Origin of the sequence: Butyrivibrio sp. NC3005 (assembly GCF_000424545.1) — a bacterium.
Classification (GTDB): Bacteria; Bacillota; Clostridia; order Lachnospirales; family Lachnospiraceae; genus Butyrivibrio.
In genome coordinates this window covers 14410-34850 of the sequence record NZ_AUKC01000044.1, presented here as the reverse complement: position 1 = coordinate 34850, position 20441 = coordinate 14410, and the positions used below count along the sequence as shown (strand labels likewise).

At 35.4% G+C, this 20441-nt stretch carries 20 protein-coding genes and 1 pseudogene; 2 read left to right on the top strand and 19 right to left on the bottom strand.

Features of this window, described 5'->3' with window-relative positions:
* Positions 1–11 precede the first annotated feature (11 nt).
* The 8 genes from G634_RS0111880 to G634_RS19060 all read right to left on the bottom strand — a co-directional run bounded on the left by G634_RS0111880 (position 12) and on the right by G634_RS19060 (position 4391).
* Positions 12–347, bottom strand: coding sequence for a transposase (locus G634_RS0111880; RefSeq protein ID WP_026505464.1), 336 nt, complete (start codon positions 345–347; stop codon positions 12–14).
* A 104-nt stretch (positions 348–451) separates the two neighbouring features.
* The gene (locus G634_RS0111875; RefSeq protein WP_013282471.1) at positions 452–799 is read right to left on the bottom strand and encodes a type II toxin-antitoxin system HicB family antitoxin; all 348 of its coding nucleotides are present in this window, start codon (positions 797–799) and stop codon (positions 452–454) included.
* On the bottom strand, positions 796–1056 hold the full coding sequence (locus G634_RS0111870) for a type II toxin-antitoxin system HicA family toxin (protein ID WP_013282470.1): 261 nt from the start codon (positions 1054–1056) through the stop codon (positions 796–798). Before G634_RS0111870 ends, G634_RS0111875 begins: the two co-directional genes overlap by 4 nt.
* A gap of 78 nt (positions 1057–1134) precedes the next feature.
* Entirely contained in the window at positions 1135–1719 is a 585-nt protein-coding gene (locus G634_RS0111865) for a hypothetical protein (protein WP_026505463.1), read from the bottom strand.
* Between the two features lie 150 nt (positions 1720–1869).
* Positions 1870–2001 carry a hypothetical protein gene (locus G634_RS21800; RefSeq protein WP_256379376.1) on the bottom strand — a complete coding sequence of 44 codons (132 nt, stop codon included), beginning with the start codon at positions 1999–2001 and terminating at the stop codon, positions 1870–1872.
* Between the two features lie 316 nt (positions 2002–2317).
* Positions 2318–2737, bottom strand: a complete 420-nt coding sequence (locus G634_RS0111850) for a hypothetical protein (protein ID WP_026505461.1) — start codon at positions 2735–2737, stop codon at positions 2318–2320.
* A gap of 243 nt (positions 2738–2980) precedes the next feature.
* Positions 2981–3997 carry a hypothetical protein gene (locus tag G634_RS19065; RefSeq protein ID WP_155830578.1) on the bottom strand — a complete coding sequence of 339 codons (1017 nt, stop codon included), beginning with the start codon at positions 3995–3997 and terminating at the stop codon, positions 2981–2983.
* Positions 3894–4391, bottom strand: a complete 498-nt coding sequence (locus tag G634_RS19060; RefSeq protein WP_035799903.1) for a hypothetical protein — start codon at positions 4389–4391, stop codon at positions 3894–3896. The genes G634_RS19065 and G634_RS19060 overlap by 104 nt, the downstream gene beginning before the upstream one ends.
* Positions 4392–4412: 21 nt before the next feature.
* Between G634_RS19060 and G634_RS20885 the strand changes: the two are divergent.
* A pseudogene (locus tag G634_RS20885) lies at positions 4413–4643 on the top strand (transposase); the annotation flags it as partial.
* A gap of 742 nt (positions 4644–5385) precedes the next feature.
* On the opposite strand, the gene G634_RS0111835 reads toward G634_RS20885, so the two are convergent.
* Positions 5386–6255 (bottom strand): YwqG family protein, encoded by an 870-nt coding sequence (locus tag G634_RS0111835; RefSeq protein WP_026505459.1) that lies wholly within the window; start codon positions 6253–6255, stop codon positions 5386–5388.
* Positions 6256–6490: 235 nt separating this feature from the next.
* Between G634_RS0111835 and G634_RS0111830 the strand changes: the two genes are divergently transcribed.
* Positions 6491–7342, top strand: a complete 852-nt coding sequence (locus G634_RS0111830) for an alpha/beta hydrolase (RefSeq protein ID WP_026505458.1) — start codon at positions 6491–6493, stop codon at positions 7340–7342.
* A gap of 128 nt (positions 7343–7470) precedes the next feature.
* On the opposite strand, the gene G634_RS19055 is transcribed toward G634_RS0111830, so the two are convergent.
* From G634_RS19055 to G634_RS0111780, 10 genes are all read right to left on the bottom strand, one after another.
* A complete protein-coding gene (locus tag G634_RS19055) occupies positions 7471–9093 on the bottom strand; it encodes a glycoside hydrolase (protein ID WP_051233917.1) in 1623 nt (540 codons plus the stop codon).
* Positions 9094–9205: 112 nt separating this feature from the next.
* Positions 9206–10096, bottom strand: a complete 891-nt coding sequence (locus G634_RS0111820; protein ID WP_051233915.1) for a carbohydrate ABC transporter permease — start codon at positions 10094–10096, stop codon at positions 9206–9208.
* Positions 10097–10114: 18 nt separating this feature from the next.
* Positions 10115–11032 carry a carbohydrate ABC transporter permease gene (locus tag G634_RS0111815; protein ID WP_026505456.1) on the bottom strand — a complete coding sequence of 306 codons (918 nt, stop codon included), beginning with the start codon at positions 11030–11032 and terminating at the stop codon, positions 10115–10117.
* Between the two features lie 121 nt (positions 11033–11153).
* A complete protein-coding gene (locus tag G634_RS0111810) occupies positions 11154–12623 on the bottom strand; it encodes an ABC transporter substrate-binding protein (RefSeq protein ID WP_026505455.1) in 1470 nt (489 codons plus the stop codon).
* Between the two features lie 249 nt (positions 12624–12872).
* Positions 12873–14417 carry a glycoside hydrolase family 43 protein gene (locus G634_RS0111805; RefSeq protein WP_026505454.1) on the bottom strand — a complete coding sequence of 515 codons (1545 nt, stop codon included), beginning with the start codon at positions 14415–14417 and terminating at the stop codon, positions 12873–12875.
* Between the two features lie 18 nt (positions 14418–14435).
* On the bottom strand, positions 14436–15389 hold the full coding sequence (locus G634_RS0111800) for a glycoside hydrolase family 43 protein (protein ID WP_026505453.1): 954 nt from the start codon (positions 15387–15389) through the stop codon (positions 14436–14438).
* Positions 15390–15873: 484 nt separating this feature from the next.
* On the bottom strand, positions 15874–16620 hold the full coding sequence (locus G634_RS0111795; protein ID WP_026505452.1) for an ABC transporter permease: 747 nt from the start codon (positions 16618–16620) through the stop codon (positions 15874–15876).
* Positions 16617–17348: an ABC transporter permease gene (locus tag G634_RS0111790; RefSeq protein WP_026505451.1), complete on the bottom strand. Its 732-nt coding sequence runs from the start codon at positions 17346–17348 to the stop codon at positions 16617–16619. The genes G634_RS0111795 and G634_RS0111790 overlap by 4 nt, the downstream gene beginning before the upstream one ends.
* Complete coding sequence (locus tag G634_RS19050) at positions 17345–18190, bottom strand: ABC transporter ATP-binding protein (RefSeq protein WP_051233913.1); 846 nt, start codon at positions 18188–18190, stop codon at positions 17345–17347. Before G634_RS19050 ends, G634_RS0111790 begins: the two co-directional genes overlap by 4 nt.
* A 24-nt stretch (positions 18191–18214) precedes the next feature.
* Complete coding sequence (locus G634_RS0111780) at positions 18215–20377, bottom strand: M13 family metallopeptidase (RefSeq protein ID WP_026505450.1); 2163 nt, start codon at positions 20375–20377, stop codon at positions 18215–18217.
* Positions 20378–20441 lie beyond the last annotated feature (64 nt).

Genomic DNA, 20441 nt, shown 5'->3' with positions numbered 1-20441 from the left:
ATCTATAAAAATCAGTCGCTCGTTCTTTCTGATTTCCGACGGCTCGCCGCGAAAAAAGCTGTAGCATCAGCAAGAATTTCATTTTCTTCCTGAAGACGTTTATTTGCCTTAATAAGCTCTTTGTTTTGTTTCCTAAGGCTTTGAATCTCTTCAGCTAAAGACATGGCATTTTGAGGCGTATATGACCCTTCACCAAGATCAAGCATTCCTTGTTTTGCTGCATTTACCCAGCCTCTCATAGTACTGGCAGAAACACCTAGTTCCTTAACCGCCTTTGTCATACCTACTTCGTTAATTAGTTTGACTGCTTGGACTTTGTAGTCCTTATCATACCGTTTAGTTGCCATCTGGCACCTCCTTATTCTCTTACCTATATTTCAAGATATACGAGAACAAGTTGTCAAGTTTAACTATACAGCATCATAGTTTTATAAGTATGATTCAACAGTTATTAACCTTCTAGGATGTCCAGTTCATCATCAATAGCTCTGGATACAAACTGGTTTATTGTGATTCCTTCATTGGCAGCATATAATGCAATTTTCTTGTGCTGTTCGGGTTTAATACGGACATTGAAGGAGCCTTTAAACTCACGCTCAGGCTCTTTACCAATCTTTTTGCAGTAATCCAGGTAATTATCTATACAGTCATGCATTGACTGGGTAAGCTCTTTTACCGATTCTCCATGAAAGTTCAGAGAATCATTGATTCCGAGAACATGACCGATAAAAATCTGATCTTCCTGGTCAAATTCTACCTTTGCATGATATCCGTTGTATTCCATCAGTGAACTTATCATTCTATCTCACCTACTTCCTTAAGAAATGCTATGACCATCTTTACATGATACCTGTACAGCTCATTGCCTGGGTGTGGACCGTCAAATTGAAGGATGCGCTTGGTTTCAACATGATAATAGCCTATTCCTGATCCTCTTCCGCCCTCGAACTTTTCGCAGCCACATTGCTTCATAAGTGCGTCCAGTTCTCTTATTGTAAAACTTGTCGGTGCGGGTTTTGACAGTATTTTTTCTAGTAATTTTGATTTCTTTGGCACAGTAATTCCTCTTGCAACTATTTTCTAGTTACAATATAACACTTTAGCCCTACCTCGTCAATTCCAACAGAGTAACAGCTAGCATTTCCTTATTTCATACATATCTTCATGTTTCAGATACAATACCTGATATGTCGGGATTATTAGTGTGTTCCATGGATCAGATATATATACTCCGCCTGTAGACGTTGCTGATTTCTTGAACTGGATCCATAGGTCATCTATCATATCTGACATGATAAAAAGTTTAAGATAAACTTTATCTGCTTCAGATTCGCCAATTTCGTAAAAACGTATCCCACCTACACAAGTAACATCTTCCAGAGTATATGACCGTAAATTTCTTTGCATTACAGGCCGGATGTTGTGTCCAAGGCAGGCTGCGCTGATAGCATCACTGGGCTCTTCGAAGCCCTGCATTATCCATGTGAAGCATATTGCGAGCAGTGTCATATCCGAATCACGGATACTGTCCACGTAATGTAAGGTATTAACATCGTTTTCTGACAGTGAGAAAATGCCCTCGCCTATGATAGACATATATTTTGCGAATAAAAAGCAGTCAACCATATCATAAGAGTCATACTCTGCAGGCATAATACGGAAGAACTTCTTTATGCGCTCAAATGGGTTATATACTACATTCTGCTGATTAAACCACATTAAGAAACCCGCTTGAAAACAATCATATGTTTCCGGGCGTCGATCAACATACATTTTCGATATTATAGGCGTTTTATCTGCTTCTTTAGAAAGAATAGGTGAATAAAGATAACTTATATTTGAAGTGTACACTTTCCCATGATCTATTGATCACATCTGTATCATAAAAGTCATTTGGATTAGTCCTGCAGCAAGGAAGGGGTAATAAATAAGCATTAAATCCTGTCCCTTTCTCATACGGACTGCATCTGATTCCTTCTGCGTGATAGAAATTATGTTCAAAAACAAATCTCCCATTCGTCCCTGTTCCCGGATGGAAAGGGCAGGTCTTTACATAATGGAACTGATGGATTATGCTATGATATCCATCTTTCAGGCATTTGGGGCATATTCGCATATGATATGTACCAAAATAAGATCTTGCAGTGTTATAATCCATATGCGCAAAGATTTCCATTTTGTCTATATACCACTGGGGCAAAATTTTTCCATAGGCCAAGTTTCCATGAAAGAGGGAGTGAGTGAGAAAAAAAGAAAAAAAATAAAAGAGCGTATCATCAAAGGTACGCCCTTAAAGAAGCTTAAGTGAAATAAAATATTATGAGGTCTGAAGAGCCTTGTAATCCTTCCAGTGGAAATAAAAGATAAGAGCAAAAGAGCATATGCCGATAAAGATTCCCCAGATAAGATCATAAGAGGCCCAGTCCTTGAACATGCTAATAATTATGTCAGTCCAGATATAAGACATAAGCAGTGCCGATATTACAAAACCATATTTCGTATGCATTAACCACATGGAACCTGCAAATAATCCTGCCATAATCAGTATGAGAAATACAGGGTGAAGTGAACCGTGAAACACTTTACTTCGAATGATAAGTCCACCAATAATGGCAATGACGGCACTATCAATTATTGATATGTAGTTTGTCATTAATGGCCAAAGGAATTTAAAAAACAGGACCAAAAGTAAAATATTTACAAGCAAACCACTGATATTTGAAAAAGTATCACTCATAATATACCGCCTTACATGATGTTAAATGAATAGGTTATCGGGTTCTCTATACTATTATTATACCATCACTACAATAGGCATACAATCGTTTTACCGATAAAATTGGCATTTTAAGAGGCATGAGTGTTGCTCACGCCTCTTATTTGCTAGATTACTGGTGCAAGGGATTTCGAAGAATCTCTTTTTTCATAGTTTTGCACAATGTTCATTTTATCGTGAAGTGCTTCCAAAACACTCGTACTTTTACGGAGCTGAGTATTTTGTTTTTTCTTCTACGACATTATCTTCAGACGGCAGTTCAGGTGACGTAACAGATTGTGATAGCTTAAGAGTCAGTTCATCTAATCTTGTGGTTTTATCTTTGAGCTCCTGCTCTTGAGCAAATGGCTTCTTTAACATGGACTGTGCATCTGTAAGCTTTTGCTTGTAATTATCAAGTTTGTCTGACAAGCGAATAATCTTATCATCTAGACCTTTAAGTACATTATCTATTCTTTGAATATTACCAGTGCCGGAATTGCCTAGATAGTCAAAGAGATAATGAGAAGCAACACCCTTAAGATGTAGTTTATAGCCACCATTATGTACCCCGTTTGAGAAGTCATATCGTGCATAAATCTTAAATCCTAAGTATTCGCCAATTTTACTTTCCATACCAGGACCATTTTTGCGACAGATTTCAAGGATGGCATTTCCAGCCTCTTCTTTATCAGTGTAATCCTTGTCGCCAATAGTGATTCTAAAGGTATTGATGGAATCATCTTCGACTTGAGATGGCTTATTCTTGCCATACAGCTCCAAATCTTTTTTACATCCATCAATCATATCAGATAGGGTTCTGATCTCATTAGGATATTCCTTGGTTACAAGATCTTCCAGGTGATATTGCTGTTTCATCCAAGACGCCTTCAGCATTCTTAGTTTTGAAACGTACTGATCTAGCTTCATCTTCTCTTTTATTTCAGGATTGTTTGCGCAAACAGCCTTAACCTCACCATAATCCATTGCTTTGGCATCAAAATCTTCACAGCTACGGACTGGCGTTTTGGAAGTCATTATCTGGCTTATGAACTTCTGCTTGCTTTCCAATATTTGCCATGAATAAGAGTCAAACGTACCCTCTGTAACATACCTGTAAATCTGGATATGATCATTTTCATTGCCTTGCCGGATTATTCTTCCTTCGCGCTGACCGATATCTGAAGGTCTCCATGGCACATCTACATGATGCAGCGCACATAGTTTTGTTTGTACATTCATACCGGCACCCATCTTTTCTGTAGAGCCAAGAAGAAAACAGATCTGATAGCCTTTCTTCGCTGTCAGGGTAGTTACATCCGCTAATTCCCAGAGAATCCGGCAATTCCTCTATTCCATATCTAAAAAAGAAATATATCTGCTCTGCAACTCTTTTTCTTTCCGATGCATCTATAAAGCTCTCTTCAGCTTTTGTCAGGTAATCACCGGACTTAACCATTTGACGGGTAATCTTTTCTACAGATTCCCAATCATATAGTGTTGCATTACCAGCTTTAGCAGATGTACCCGGAGCAATTCTTAGTCCGCTTTCGTCATACCATACAGCGTATTTTTGTCCGTTGAACTCAAAACCTTTGCCTGTAGTGCCGATTTCTGTCTTTATAAATTCAGCCATTTCTGATGGAGTCTTGCCTGCTTGATACCTTTGCTTTGGGCTCTCATTATCCAGCGTATCTTCTCCATCCCGACTGATTCCCTGCTTCTTACTTTCCTCGAATACTCCAAAGATTTGCGGGAGTTCTGCGGTTTTACCAAGGTTCCGGATGCATCAAAAATCACCCGTTTCAAGCAGGAGTTTATCGACGACTTACAGATGTTCTTCGATTCTCTTGTTAATCTTACCGAGCCGATCCTGCAAGAGATCGATGCTGAAAATGAAGGTAGTGAAGTACCTTATTCAGCGTATGGACGTTATTATCTCAGAACTGCTGACGAAGACAGAGAAGTCTCACCGGCAGAATTAAAAAATTCTTTGTCGCAAATGAATATAAAGAAAAATGGGAAAAGACTAAATCAGAAGTTTTGAAAAAGGAAATGGAATATCGAACAGTATCTTTGGGTTTTATTCTAATCATTTTTCTATCACGCCGGTACTGATTTTTATACCGATTATGACATTACTCGGCGTATTGGTTCCACTTATCTCATACAAGGGACTGTCTAAGGCAAGTGTTGTGGAAAGAATTCGTGAAATCGGATAAATAAGAAGACTCCTGACCATATTATTCATGGTTAAGAGTCTTATTCTGCCAATTCGCCTGCTACAGTGCTCATTTTGTGTTACTGTTTTATGAATACTGCCACTTTGTCCCGATTTTTACTATTTGATAAATGAGTTTTGCTGGCTTGTAATATTTCATGAGCAGAACTGTTTATAAACGTTGGTCTGGGGTTTAAAGGCATAAATAATGCCTTTAAATCTGCCTACGGCAGACGACATAATTTAAAAGTGTTTAAATTATGCCGCATTTACTTATGCACTGTTTTTTAGCGCATTATGTACCATTACGTTTATAATCAAGCGAAAGCGTGTTTGCGACGAAATATACAACCATCAAAACGGACTACATAAAAACAAAAATCTATAGTTTTTTGGTTTTAATAAAGAATTAGCAGCAATCCCAGGTATAAAGGACATTATCAAAGTTTAGATTCTTTAAATCCTCTTCTGATATAAAGAAATTGCCTACACCTGAATCTCCCCACATAATCTCAACATCTTCATTGCCCATCTCAGAATCCATCTGAAACAGTAAAATGTTATGTTCATCATCTTCCTCTCTTGGATCGTCTTGTGTAAAATACGGATTTCCAAGTATTTTATGACCGCTATTATCCTTTGCAACTTTCGCTATATAGTTATAATCCTTGTTCTCTATAAAACTGTACATTTTTGAATATCCATGAATTTCATAATCATTGACATCAATTCCAAACTCAGATTTAAGAGCTTTGAAAAAATCTTCTTCAAACTCATCTGAATCAATAGAGACATACTCGCAATCTTCCTCAAATGTAATCGGAAAGCAGTCATAAAATGGCATGTATTCTTCTTCATCATTTAAATCGGCAGCAGAACGTATACCCATTGCCTTTACAGTATCTTTAGTTATCGAATCATCAATCAATGAATGATATACAACTTTGTATCCATTTTCATCATCAAGCCCGTTCAAATCGTCTGTGCTGATAAAAAATTGAAGGAGTCCCTGTTTAGGAAAAAGTTCGTTACTAATATCTTTCATATTGATTTGAGCAAGAAGTACAAGTTTTTCGCCTTCAGAATTTACAGGATAATCAAGATTATTTGGCCAATAAGGACATCCTCCAAATTTACTGGCAGTAAGTATAGGTTCTTCACCTTTATGTACCTTTATTCTGATGACTTTTTTATCCGTTCTTTTAACAACTTTTTTTAGAATAACATCAAGACTGTCCTGATCAATCTTCAATTTATTATGTTCAACGTATACGCTCATTTTAGCCTCTCTTTCGTCAAAAGCTTAATTATCGCTCTTTAACTTACTTAAACAATTATAGTACATTAGTCCTTTTTTTACAAAAAAACAAAGAATATGTAAACAGTAATACCTAGATATTATCACGTTTTTAAAAACTTTTGTGATATAATAACAAGAGGGTTGTACCAAAATAATTATTTCTTTCTTAATCCAGTTAACATTTTTTATATTTTGATTTTGGGAGGTTATTTTTATGGAGTTTGTTTATGAAATGCCAAAAGAAATGCTTTTAGATACGGACAAAAAGGGAGTTGTTGAGACTTTCCAGTACGATTCTAACACCTATGAAGGGGACCGTTCGATGCCGCTTCACAAAGAAGCATTCGTTTATCTTCCATATGGCTACGATTCATCAAAAAAATACGATGTTCTATATCTTCTTCATGGCGGCGGATTTACTCACGAATGGTGGCTTAAGCTATTCCCTGATACTGTGACCATTCTTGATAATATGATTGAACAAAAACTTTGTAAGCCATGTATTATTGTTACTCCGACATTTTATCATTCTGATGAAGATAAACATACTCAGGATGAATCCAGATGCGAAAATTTCAAATATGAACTAAGAAAAGACTTAATACCAGCAGTTGAATCTCACTATAGTACTTATACTAATGGAGAGATATCTGAAGAAAATCTTGTCAAGACAAGAAAACATAGAGCTTTTGCTGGTTTATCTCTTGGCTCAATGACTACTTATAGAGCTGCATTTTATAACAATTTTGACTTATTCTCATGGTATGGACCTTTCTCTGGGTGCTGTGGACCTTTTGGCAATCATGAATTAGAAGTTAAGCGAATTTGTGAAACACTTGAAAATGGCAAGAAAAACGGTCTTGAACTTGACTATTTATTCTGTTGCAATGGTGACAAAGATATTGCTTATGAAGAACATAAAGATATTATGGAAAAGGTTCTTGAAAAAACAGATATTCTTGTTCCTGGAACAAACTATGATTTCTATGTAATTCCAGGTGGCGTACATGATATGAAAGCATGGCAACTGGATTTATATCATCTCTTACAGATTATATTTAAATGATTTTTAGAATAAATTTCATCAGAAAGTCATAGGTTATTGTTTTCATCAGGAAAATCAAGAACCGTACCAGACCAAAATTTGTCTTCAAGACAAATTTTGGTCCTGAAAAACAATATTCTTGCTGATAATTATCCTAAATCTATAACAAAAGTCGTTATTGAATTTCCTTTCAAAAATGCCTTCATTTTGTTCTTCGCAGAATCTATCATTATTTCTTCAGAATGGCTTATATCCTGCATATTTTCGCCATCTTTTAGACTTCCACTTGTTCGAACCGTTTTAATATTTTTAATCTGATAAGGAATTTCTTCTAAGTTAAATGTATAATAATCATCATCTTTTTCATAAGACGCTGCTACTATTACAAGTTTTCTATCAAGGTCAGAATATGCACATACAAGATTATCTTCAGATTCCAAAAGGCAATATGATGGTTTTATGTACCTTGTATATTGACCCATTCCATAATATTTCTTGGTAAGAATTATTTCTTGTTTATTGTGATCTGCTATAGCAACTCCCCATAGACTGTTACCATTTTCAAGATTCAATTTTTCTAGGCATTCTTGTCTGCTACTATAATCGAATTCGTTTTGAGAATCTATGTGTATATCGATTGCATTCCACATTATCCATGCTGACGGGAGAAGCTTATTCAAATCATCTGCTATCTGTGTAGAAATTCCAAGTGCCTGAGCCATCTCCTTACTATTTTCTCCAGCTATATATGCTCCATCTACTTCACTCATCCACAAATTTTTATTTAGTGACAATGCCAATTTTCTTAACTCTTCTTTTTTTGTTCCAGCATAACTATGTGTATCAATTCTGGAAATAATAGGCATCGCTTCCCCAGAAAAAAGATTAATAGATTTTATGGTAGAATCTATACTTGTTTCGTCAAACGCGCTTATTTGAATTTTTATGGCCTTGTAACTTAATTCTTTTTCCAAAGCTTCATATAGTTTTGATTGCATAATTCCAGGACTAATATGACATCCTTCTTGCTTTTGGCTATAAGCTTTCCAAAAGTCTGTTGAAGGTTCGTTCATTGGAGTAATACTTTGAAAAATTATATTCTCTTCTTTGGCAAAATGTTCAACCACATCAACTAGATATGCTGCAAATGCCTTTATACTATCTTCCCTTAGATTGTCTTCTTTAGGATTAATACTTCCTGAAGTACATCCACTAACTGTCATAAAATATGGAGGTGAATTAGAAAACGCTTCACATATAAAGTCATCTCCAAGTTCATTTTTTATTGCTTTTAACACATTTATCTGATTTCTATCACGATTCCAATCATAATTCCAGGCAAAACCACAATCTTCAAATACTCTTTCATATTTTTCATTATAAAAAGAAATATCATGCCTTTGTAAATCAATTTTAGTAACATCGCAGGCAAAGCCTGGAATTTCGGAATCAGATCTTCTAATATGCTTTAGATGCGGATGATTTCTTTCATCAGTTAATATTGAAGATGTATCTTTTATACATTCTACATCATCTGACACATTATCACCGCCACCAATATTATATCTTCCTATTGAAAATCCTAGTCCTTCATTTTTATTAAAGAAAAGTTTTACAGCATCTTTAGTTAACTTTTCGCTATATCCAACTCTATTTGCCCACCAGCAAAGCGACGTACCAAAACCTTGAAACTCACCGAACCCATCACCGTTAGTGTCATTAAAGATGGATTTTTTATCAAGTGATATTGTTATTTGTTTTCCACTACTCATAATCTTCTCCATTTTTGCTGAAAATACATGATTTACAATAATTTTATATTAAAACAAGCTGTCATTTCAAAAAGTGACAGCCTGTAAGCATAATTATATATATATGTATTCTTTACTTAATTCCACTAATTGCAATTGACTCAATGATAACTCTCTGGAAAAGGAAGAATAGTATTAAAGTCGGAAGCATGGCGATAACCGATGCTGCCATAATCAAAGCATAGTCACTTTGAATTGCGTAATACGAATTAAATGATCTTATTACAACCTGAAGTGTCCAATTCTTTTCGCTTCTAAGGAAAATAGTCGGAGCAAGATAATCATTCCATATTCCCATAAACCACAGCATAAGCTGAGTTCCGAGTGCGCCTTTCATAAGCGGGAGGAAAATCTTATAATAGATTTCAAAATAATTACATCCATCTATTTTGGCTGCATCCATGAGCTCAGTTGGTATGCTGTACAGATTCTGTCTGAGGAAGAAAATCATTCCAATATTTCCAAAGCATCCAGGTATGATTAAAGGTGCAAGAGAATCTGTCCATCCAAGTTTTGTAAAAAGATTATATTGAGGAATCATTACTACTGCAAAAGGAATCATAATAGTTGCAAGAAGTGCCAAAAACAATGCATTTTTGCCTCTAAAATTCATTTTTGCAAAAGCAAATGCAGCAAGTGATGATGTGAATCCGCCAATTAGAAGTACTGGAACTTCCACAGTCAAAGTATTAAAAATACCTCTGATAAACTGCCCTTTACTTAAAACTTGTGAATACTTTCCTATAAGAATCGGATTCGGAAATAGAGTAAGTTTTCCAGATAGAATCTGATTCTTGGTCATAAATGATGTTGCCACCATATATACCAGTGGAAAAACCATAGTTATAGCAAAAATAAAGAGTATCAAAAAAACTATAACGTTAAATACTTTTTCTTTTTCAGATGTGACGCGGTCAGTCTGATAGTCTTTTGAATTTGCCCTTTGTTTAACTGTTAATTCCATCTTTCGCGCCTTCCTTTATTATTCAATATTTTTTACCCACTTATCCTGACCCCAGAAATTAATGGCAGTAATGATAAAAATAATAATTGCAAGAATAACTGATACCGCACTGCCATATCCTAGCTGACCATTAGTAAATGCTTTTTCAAACATATAGAATACAACCGTAGCAGAACTATAATTCGGTCCACCTGATGGTGTCATTACCTGAACTTCAACAAATACCTGGAATCCTCCTATAAGTGAAGTAATAAGAATATAGAATGTCACAGGAGAAAGAAGTGGAAGTGTTATACTCTTAAATTTTTGCCACATATTTGCGCCATCTATCATAGCAGCTTCATAGTAGTCTCTTGGAATATTCTGTAAGCCTGCAAGATAGAGTATTACTGTACCGCCAAGTCCTTTCCATACCATGAACAGAATCATGGATACCTTAACCATTGTTTCATCACCAAGCCAGTTAGGACCGTGAGACCCTGTAAGAAACTTATAGATACCATTCAAAAGACCATAATCGTAATTGAATACCCATGCCCAAAGAATAGAAACAGCTACTAACGAGGACACAACAGGGACATAATACATTGTTGTAAGAAGCCTTTTTCCTTTTATTTTCCTGTTAAGTCCCATCGCAACAAGCATGCCTAAAATCATACCAATCGGTATGCCTATCATGTAGATAATTGTGGTTCCCATTGCCTTCCAGAACTTTGTATCACTTAATATTTTGGCATAATTCTGAAAACCGACTATATTGCCCCAAAGTGAGTTCATTCCTGTCCATTTACTAGTGCTTGCAACCAGTGCAAATGCTATTGGATATGCCATAAAAAGTATAAATCCAATAAATGGAGCAGCAATAAAAAGCCATGCCCATTTCTCTTCTCTCTTTGCCATTGCAGACATTTGAACTTTGACTTTCTTTGATGTCATCTTTTGCTCCTTGAATAACTATTGAAAAGATTATTTAACTTGTTACTGCCTGTTAAAACCGCCTTACAGGCAGTAACAAGTTAAGACTGTTTTTAATACTTACTTCAATAAATATATTCACTTACTTTGTAGCAGAATTCTGAAGCTCAATTGCTTCATCAAGTGCTTCCTGCATAGTAGGTTCAACTTGCTTCAAATAATCATCAACAGAAATATCACCGTTTTTGATATTGAATACTCCGGACCAGAAAGGTGTGAACCATTCAGCATTGTAGGTGTAATCTGTTTCCTGAAGAGATGCCTTATAATGATCATTTCCATCAAAGTAACCAAAAATAACATCTACATTACTAGCATAAGGAACTTTACCATTTTTCACAGAATCTTTAAATTCTCCATATGCAAGACTTGTAATGTTTGGAAGCTGAATTGAGTTACCTGTTGTAATTCCAGAAACTGCCTTCTGACCTTCTTCGTCAGTAGAAAGTTTGGAAATAAGCTTGGCAGCCAGTTCTGGATTCTTAGAATTTGCAGAAACACAATATCCTACAGATCCCATCCATGTATGAGACTTTCCATCGCCAGATGGTCCAACCGGCCAGCCGCACAAATCCCAATTGTAAGGGAATGTTGATTTATCCATAAATGCTGCAACATCCCAAGTTCCGCAAGCATAGAATGCAACCTGTCCGTCAAGCCATCTCTGATATCCGCCTAGAGCTGTATCCTGCTCAACTGAAGGAGTTAAACCATCCTTTGTGAGATCTGTATAGAAAGTAAGAGCTTCTTTAAGCTGCTTGTTATTTGCTACATTTACCTTAGTCATATCATCATTTAAAAATTTAACCCCGTTTGAAAAAAGATATGGAGTCATGCCAAACTGATCTGCATTTGCAACGCCCCACTGATCAATTTCGCCATCACCATTTTTATCGATTGTGAGCTTCTTACATACTTCCTTAAACTCATCATAAGTATAGGGTTTCTCCGGATTAGGATATTCTACGCCTGCAGCATCAAAAAGATCTTTATTATATGCAAAGGCAAAGCAGGAAAGATCTTTAGGAAGTGCATATAAAGATCCTTTTCCAACGTTTTTGCCATCGTATCGATAAATTTCCTGAGTTGTGCCCCAAACACTATTCATAGTATCTTTATCAATATAATCGTCAAGAGCCATAATATATCCATTATCAACATATGATCTGACTGCTGAAGGTCCTACATAGAATACATCTGGCATATCATTTGCAGTCATGTTAGCAATCATCTTCTGGTTATATTCATCCTGAGTTGTAATCTCAAAAACAACCTCTTTGATTTCATCCTTATTCTCGTCTACAAACTTTTTAACCAGTTCTTCGTAAGCCTTTTTTTCATGCTCCTGCATATACAAGAAAACGTGAAGCGTTTTATCTCCATTACCTGTTAGAGATGTTTCAGATGATTCACTTTTCTCTTCTGCTGTATTTCCTGATTCTGAACCGTTTGATGAGCCGCCCTCGTCCTCAACTGTTGTTGTCGCACATCCAGTCAAAGCACCAATCCCCATCAAAGTTGCCATCGCAATACCCATAAATTTTCTTTTCATGGTAAACCCTCCTAAAGAAATGACCCAATGATTAACTTATATAGTAATATTAACCAAATGAATTCTTGACGTCAATATTTATTTTAGATTTATATATAATATTTTACATCTTTGGTACATTTCAATAAATTAATAAAATAGTTTTTGTCTATTTAAACGAACTTTTGTAAAAAATACATTTTTCCTTTACAAAAAGTATTTTTATGTTCAATATCAAAGACTCTAAAAATACACCAAAACTATCGCATATTACTCAATATATCTAACAGCCCAAATACTCTTGTTATTTGTTCCTTTAGAAGATATATTCAAAGTTTTATTACCAGCTTCATCTGTCATCCGCACAAAAACGCCCTCATATGCCACACCACCTAGACTGAGTGTGATATTTTCTCCGTTACCTGTAATAGTATACGTTCCAAGATTTTCCTCAGACTCTATACTTACAATTTTTCCATCGGAAAAACTGCACTTTACAGGTTTATTTACAATATTATCTATGCCTAGTCCATGACTTAGAAGATAATATGTTCCTTCTACACTTTTCGAATCTATTTCTACTTGTTTTTCATCTTCTACATATTCAAAAGGGCTAGCTGTAAACCAACCATCTTTAGTTAAATAAAGCCTATGTATTCTTGGCTCATGAAATTCCTGACCATCATCAAATCGCTGATGATATACAATATAGTAATTTTCTTTTTCATCCTGAAAAATAGATTGACCTCCAGGCGCCATGTAAGTCACAGAAAGACTAGGAAGCGTATAGTTTCCCATCATTTTAAGTCCATAATTCATGTAATCTTCTTCGCTTCCAAGTTCATTTCCACTGGCATCCACATATGGTCCTGTTGGATTATTGCTCCTAAACTGCCTAATCTGATAGCCTCCGTTACTAGTCAATCCGCCATATGACACAAAAAGATAATAATAACCAGACTCTTTTGAATATGTAATATAAGGTCCTTCGATTGAATGATGTCCGCCTCCCACAAGTTTATAGCCATAGTATTCATCAACTGTAGTATTTTCTTCGCATATTTTTTTATCAGGATGGATAGGCTTACCAGTTGTAGGATCTAATTCCAGCAAAAATATGCCTCCTGACCAAGAACCGTACACCATCCACATTTTATTGTTTTCATCAACAAAAACCGCTGGATCTATACAATTTGGCCACTTTTCGTTATCGTACCCTCCAAGTTTAAGGTATTTTGATATATCCGCATTTTTCCCTAGTACCTCATAAAGATTCGTCTTATCTGTTTGGGATTTAGTGAAACCTGAATACAAAAAAGTGTCAACATATTCAAATTTTCCTTCTGGCTTATCCGACACCGCCATGCATAAATTAGATTTTATGTATGATGATGTGGTACAAAAATACATCACATATTTTTTCATCGTTTCATTATAGAATGTATTTGCCGCCCAAACAGAATATCCACCCTCTTCATTTTTACCGACAAAATCAAAAGCCGGAAGTTTTCCTGAAAAAAGATTCGAAAAAACATTATTGCCATTGCCTATATAGCTCCAGTTCTTCAAATCGGAAGATTTTGCCAGCACTTGATGTGATCCTGTCATATAATACACTCCATCTGCCAGAACTATTTGCGGATCATGGCAGGCACAAGCATTCTTGTATACACCCTTCTTTATTTCTTTATCTTCAAGTTCTTTCATGTCGCTATCCCCATTTTTCCCAAAAAGCCCTTTACTACCGCATGCCGTCAACATAATTACGCTCATACAAAGGCATGCAATTTTCTTTATCAAACACCTTCTTTGCATTATCAACCCTCTAATAAATCAGAATCTAAAAACAGGACACCCGCCTTCGTCATATTGTATTTTCATAAGCATTGTATGCCTGTTAGGATTGTATAAAGGATCCCCCTCAATTTTCTCTGTTGTTCTTGCATGATATACAAGAATATCATTTCCATTTTCATCAACTGTAAATGAATTATGCCCCGGTCCAAAGATTCCTTTTTCTTTACACATTTTAAGGACCGGATATCTTTCTTTTCTCCATGACAACGGATCTAAAAGATCTGCATTTTCATCTGCTGTAAGCATTCCAACGCAATACGCTGGCCCAGTTTCACTTGCAGAGTATGTCAAAAAGATTTTCCCGTTTCTTTTCAAAACTCCAGGACCTTCATTTACCCAAAATCCAACTCTCTCCCAATCATAATCAGGACTTGTAAGAAGCACCTGAACAGTTTTTAATTTATAAGGAGTTAGAAGCTCTGCAATATAAAGGTTGGAAATCTGTTTTCCAACACCAACTTTTTCCGCCCAGACATAGTACCACTTCTGATTGTTTTCAAATACTGTGGCATCAAGCGAAAATGCCCTGAAGGAAAACTCATCATCATCTGCACACTTCATCATTCCCTTTTCTGTCCACATGTCATTTATAGGATCGTCTCCTTCACACTCAAGAACATATGGTCTTATATGCCACTTATCTTCTGCATCACCTGCAGCAAAATAGATGTACCACTTTCCCATTACATAGTGAAGTTCAGGCGCCCAAATATGTTCTCCCATTATTCCTGACTCATGTTTAAGCCAAATGGTAAACTCATATGCATCTTTCAATTCAGCAATTGTCTTTGCTCGTCTTAATACAATTCTGTCATATTCCGGTACAGAAGCTGTAAAATAGTAAAAACCATCATGGGCTTTTGTAATATACGGATCAGCCCTTTGCAAAATCCATGGTTCATTGTAGGTAAGTTTCAATTCATCGGACATAATATTCATTCTCCAAATATCTATATTTTTAGGTTAATCATAGTGGTTTATTTTTTTAATAAATATTTTATTTGTTTTTTGCAGCGTATAAATTAATTCATTGGGTTTATTTTATATTAAATTACTTTAGCTGCATCTAAATTATATTACATCTATTTGTATGATTCAACAAAAAATGAATGTTTTATATAATTAAAAAGGCTGAACCCCCATTATTGAAAATTAATGTAGGTTCAGCCTTCTCTAAAATCCAATCTCGCCTAAACTAGATACACAAGATATAATTCTTTTCCACGAACAAAGAATGACTTCTTGCTGAGATTTAGGATAATCATCAGCAAGAATCCTGCTTCGCAGGACAATATTTCTCTTGGCGACAAATTTTGGTCTGGTACGTTTCTTGATTTTCCTAATGAAAACAAGAACCTATATAAACATGGAAATTGAAATCGATTTTTATTGCATTACCACCTGATTCTTGTTATCAAAAATCCAGCTCTTTTTTTCTAAAAAGAAGGTATGCCAAAATAATGGAAATAACACAAACCTTTGCTACATGCCAAAGAAGTGTAAAAATTGCAGTTCCTCCAGTAAGCAGCAAATCTACTTTGGCACATTCAAGGGCATGCAAAAACATATGTCTGTCTAAATGCAAGAGTTTTATTCCTGGAATGCTATCAAATATACCTAATAAAGTTCCACCTGCAAAAATAAGAAATGCATCCACCAATGTGGCATAAGCAACATTCTTACTCCAAAAAAGAATGATCATGGAAATTGTTGAGTATCCCAAAGTAATAAAAGCATTGGTTAATATTGAACTATATAAAAAGCTGCTCTCTGACACGTTCATCTTTATACTCATTATAAAGACTGTTATAGTTACAAAAAGAGTATAGATTACATAAGAAATAAAGGTTATAATCACGCTGTTAATAAACTTGGCAATAAGAAGCCTTCTTCTTGAAATTCCCCTTCCAATAAGACATTGCATGGAATTGGAAGAAAATTCATCGGCATATACACTCACATATATGGCAATTCCTATAAAAAGATTTATTGTATTTATAGCAATTCCCTGATTAGAAGCAAATGTTAATCCGCTTATGAATCCGTTGTTTTTTGATCCAATCGTCCAAAAAAACGAAATCATTAGGCAAATTCCAAGCACAATCCAATATGACGGTTTTCTCAATATTCTTTTCACATCTGCAAAGATTAGATTTGTCAAAAGTCAAACTCCTTTCTCCGGAAAAAATAGGTCGTAATAGTAAGAGCTGCCAAAATATAACAAATCGCAGGAAAAATCTGCCAAGGAACTGCTCCAATTTCTATTCCGGTATATGCCCAGTCCAAAAGTCCATCAAAAGTATAGTCATATAATGAAAATGAAGAAAAAAATTCTATTAAATCAAAAACAAGTTTAAATACAGCCGAAAATGCAATACATGCGATTATTCCTAAAACTGTAGAGCTTGAAATGTACATAATTGTAGCTGAAAAGACAATGTAGCCAAAATGTCTAAACCACCTCAAAATGATAAATATTATAAGATTTATTTGCTGCTGCGTACTTAATACAATTGCAGATTCTGAATTAATTACCAAAACAGTCACTGCTATAATAAATAGATACAAACAAAAAAGCATTATTGCTGCATCAAGTAACTTGGCTATTATGAGCTTATCTCTTGTAATGCCGTGGCCAAGCACAATCTGCATCGATTTTGAAGACAGTTCATGTGCAAAAACAGCATAGAAGGTAGGAAAGACTATAAAAAGAGATATAGGCCCCCCGCTTAGTGATTTCTGCACGCCTCTGATTAGGCCAATTGAGCCATCATTTACAACACCTTCAAGTACCGCATATGAAATATATGTCATCGCAATCAGAAGTCCTTCATAAATTAGACCTATTCGAAAGATGCGCTTCAAATCTGCTCTTAACAAATTTCTCATTCACTAGATCCTCCAATGAGTTCAAAGTAATAATCTTCTAGAGTAACTTTCTCTTTTCCCTCTTTAAGAATATCAATACCATTCTCTGAAAGAATACTTTTGGCTCTTTCTAGGTTACTAGCTGAAACAGTCAGTTCAACTTCAGGACGCTTTGCAGAAAGATCATCCTGCGTGATTTCTTTAGCTATAATGCCATTATGAACTATTCCGAAACGATCTGCGGTATTTTCCAGTTCTCCCAAAATATGACTTGAAACTATGACTGTCATTCCAAACTCATCTCTAAATCGTCGTATCATATGGCGAATATCTGCAATACCTTGAGGATCTAGACCATTTGTAGGTTCATCCAGAATGAGGATATCCGGATTTCCAAGAATTGCATTTCCTATTCCAAGACGCTGTTTCATTCCAAGAGAATATCCCTTGGCCTTTTGTTTTTCCTTCCCGTCGGTCAGACCAACAATCTTCAGAACTCGATCCACTTCTTTTTTTAGCTCTTTTCCCTTAAGTCCTTTTGCTGCTGCATAATATTCCAGATTTGCTCTCCCTGAAAGATATCCATAAAAATTTGATCCTACAAAAAAACCCACCTTTGCTCTGTTTTCAAACAATTCTTTTCGATTCTGAGATCCAGCTATAGAAACACTACCAGAAGTATATTCTGATAATCCTAAGATCATTTTGAAAATAGTGGTTTTGCCTGCACCGTTTTTTCCCACTAGACCATAGATATCTCCTTTATTTACTTGCATAGTGACACCTTTTAGTACGTCGTGTTTACCATAACTTTTGATTATGTTATCGAGCCTAATTGCTGCATTTGAAATATCTGATTCCATAATTATCTCCTTCCTGAAAAGAAATCACCAGACATTAACTCTTTTTTCAGGGCTTAAGTACATTCCGTCTCCTGGCTTTATATCATAAGTTTTGATGAATTCATCATATTGCTGAAGCACAATATTTATCCTATAAAACTGAAGTGGATGTACATCACCTTTCATAGCGCCTAGTTCACTTTTCTCATTTGTCTGTTGAGCATATTGCCTTGCAAAAGCTCTGAAAAACTCATCATAATTAAAATCAGGCATTTCTCGAGCCGCATATAGTACAGATTTGACACCTCCCATATCAGCTATAGCTTCATCTTTTACCAGACTACCATTTACTTTCTGTTGTCCAGAAATTGGCCTTGCCATTGAGAAATACCCCGAAAGCTTCGATGCCTTTTCATCCATCTTTGACCTATCCTGTGGTTCCATCCAGTCAATGCTTATTCTATCTTCATCAAACTGTCGACCGTACAAATCAAACTTTGTTCCGTTTGAATCAAATCCATGGGTTATCTCATGACCAATTGTAGTACCAACTATTCCAGCAAACTGCTCAAGCGATGCATTTTCACCAAATGCAGCATCACACACAGCCACATATCCCGACATTATATAGATACCATTTTCGTTATTATAGTAAACGCAATTTACCTCAGTAGTAGATCTATTTGTGTCATAAATATCCCATCTAAATCTGTCCCACTTTGAATCTGCACTTTTAACTATCCTGTGAGCTTCTTCTACGCGTCTGCCTTCGGCAGCAGCATCAACAAGATTTCCTCCTTCTTCATAATTTTTTATTCTAACAACCGAATAATCTGCAATATTATCAGGTTTTATAAGATGCAAAGCCATCTTTTGCAATTTTTCTTTTGCAGCATCCCTTGTATCATCTGACATCCAGTCCTCTTCATCTAGTATTTTTGAGTAAGCCTTTATAATCGAATCTGTGTATTCTTTTATCTGATTTGTTTTTTCGTTACCCATAAAATATTTTTCCAAGTACAAAGAGTCCAATAGTGGCAGAAAACCACAGGTTTTTACATCATTTCTAAACAGAACACTTCGCTGGCCATCTGAAATTTCATAATTATTCCCACCACTTGGAGTGTACATTTCAACCATTTTTTTATATGATTCCAAATCAAGAAGATACTTAACTGAATCGATAGTTTGAACCATTAGAAAAGACTTAATATCCTCAAGATTCTTTTCAGTATAAATTTTAGATAAAGATTTTAGATATGAATAATCCACATAATAATTATTGCATTCAGTATATCCTCTGCTATCCAATATCTGCAAAAGCGGATAGTCTCCTTGTAAGTCATTTATCTCTTCTCTGTTATTCTGAGCCTGCGTAAACATTTCTGTGATACCAAAATAATCAATATTACTATTTCTTGCGATAAAAGTTTCTATTCTATAATTACCTTTTAGAATAACCTTAATCTCTTTTTCGGAATAGCCAAGCCTTCCAAGAAAGTATCCAACAACATCATCTGTTCTTTCCTTGGCTGATAATGTGTTACTAGTATATTCAAGATATGATGAAATATCCCCAAGAGAGAGCTTTGGAGTTTCAAGATTTAACGTGCTCTTTTCTGGAAACTGCAGTTGTGCTCCTACTGATGCTGGTATTAGCAATCCAAGACAAAAAGGATTTTTCATAGTATTTCCCTGATAATTTGTAAGTTCATTTATTGAAGATATACTCTGTATATCTGAAAGATATTTTTCAAGAGGTTTTACACCAAGCTTGTTCCGCTCATCCCAATTTGAATGTAACTTAACCAAAGCCTTATAGTTTTCTACATTGTTACCTGACATAGCATTATCAGCCGCAATATCCATGCACCTTTCATATATAAGCTTAGTTGCATCAAGAATCGTGCTAGCTTCTTCATATGCAGGATCAATAACAGCAGATAGGATATAATCTTTATTTACAGCCGCAGCAAAGTCATCTTGAAGCCGTATATTATCATTATGTTTAACAGCACCAATAATGTCGGAATCAACCCATTTTCCTAAACCTGGAGTACCGGAAAAATCAGAACTTTTTTCTTCTTCAATTGTGTCTAAATCTGTCTTACTCGCACCATTTTTACATCCTGTAAACGCAAAAAGCAAAGTAGCAGCAATAACCAGTGATGTGACCTTTCTTAAAACTCTACATTTGTAATTTCTCATTAGCTCCTTCTCCTACTCAATACGTTTTATCTATCGAATATTATTCAGAATTTCAAATATATAA

Coding starts and splice junctions, on each gene's coding strand:
- G634_RS19055 (WP_051233917.1), bottom strand. CDS start 9,093: ATGAGTAGTGGAAAACAAATAACAATATCACTTGATAAAAAATCCATC.
- G634_RS0111875 (WP_013282471.1), bottom strand. CDS start 799: ATGATAAGTTCACTGATGGAATACAACGGATATCATGCAAAGGTAGAA.
- G634_RS0111780 (WP_026505450.1), bottom strand. CDS start 20,377: ATGAGAAATTACAAATGTAGAGTTTTAAGAAAGGTCACATCACTGGTT.
- G634_RS0111880 (WP_026505464.1), bottom strand. CDS start 347: ATGGCAACTAAACGGTATGATAAGGACTACAAAGTCCAAGCAGTCAAA.
- G634_RS0111830 (WP_026505458.1), top strand. CDS start 6,491: ATGGAGTTTGTTTATGAAATGCCAAAAGAAATGCTTTTAGATACGGAC.
- G634_RS19065 (WP_155830578.1), bottom strand. CDS start 3,997: ATGAATGTACAAACAAAACTATGTGCGCTGCATCATGTAGATGTGCCA.
- G634_RS0111835 (WP_026505459.1), bottom strand. CDS start 6,255: ATGAGCGTATACGTTGAACATAATAAATTGAAGATTGATCAGGACAGT.
- G634_RS0111810 (WP_026505455.1), bottom strand. CDS start 12,623: ATGAAAAGAAAATTTATGGGTATTGCGATGGCAACTTTGATGGGGATT.
- G634_RS0111790 (WP_026505451.1), bottom strand. CDS start 17,348: ATGAGAAATTTGTTAAGAGCAGATTTGAAGCGCATCTTTCGAATAGGT.
- G634_RS0111865 (WP_026505463.1), bottom strand. CDS start 1,719: ATGTGGTTTAATCAGCAGAATGTAGTATATAACCCATTTGAGCGCATA.
- G634_RS0111815 (WP_026505456.1), bottom strand. CDS start 11,032: ATGACATCAAAGAAAGTCAAAGTTCAAATGTCTGCAATGGCAAAGAGA.
- G634_RS0111800 (WP_026505453.1), bottom strand. CDS start 15,389: ATGTCCGATGAATTGAAACTTACCTACAATGAACCATGGATTTTGCAA.
- G634_RS0111820 (WP_051233915.1), bottom strand. CDS start 10,096: ATGGAATTAACAGTTAAACAAAGGGCAAATTCAAAAGACTATCAGACT.
- G634_RS0111850 (WP_026505461.1), bottom strand. CDS start 2,737: ATGAGTGATACTTTTTCAAATATCAGTGGTTTGCTTGTAAATATTTTA.
- G634_RS19050 (WP_051233913.1), bottom strand. CDS start 18,190: ATGGAATCAGATATTTCAAATGCAGCAATTAGGCTCGATAACATAATC.
- G634_RS19060 (WP_035799903.1), bottom strand. CDS start 4,391: ATGGCTGAATTTATAAAGACAGAAATCGGCACTACAGGCAAAGGTTTT.
- G634_RS0111805 (WP_026505454.1), bottom strand. CDS start 14,417: ATGCAAAGAAGGTGTTTGATAAAGAAAATTGCATGCCTTTGTATGAGC.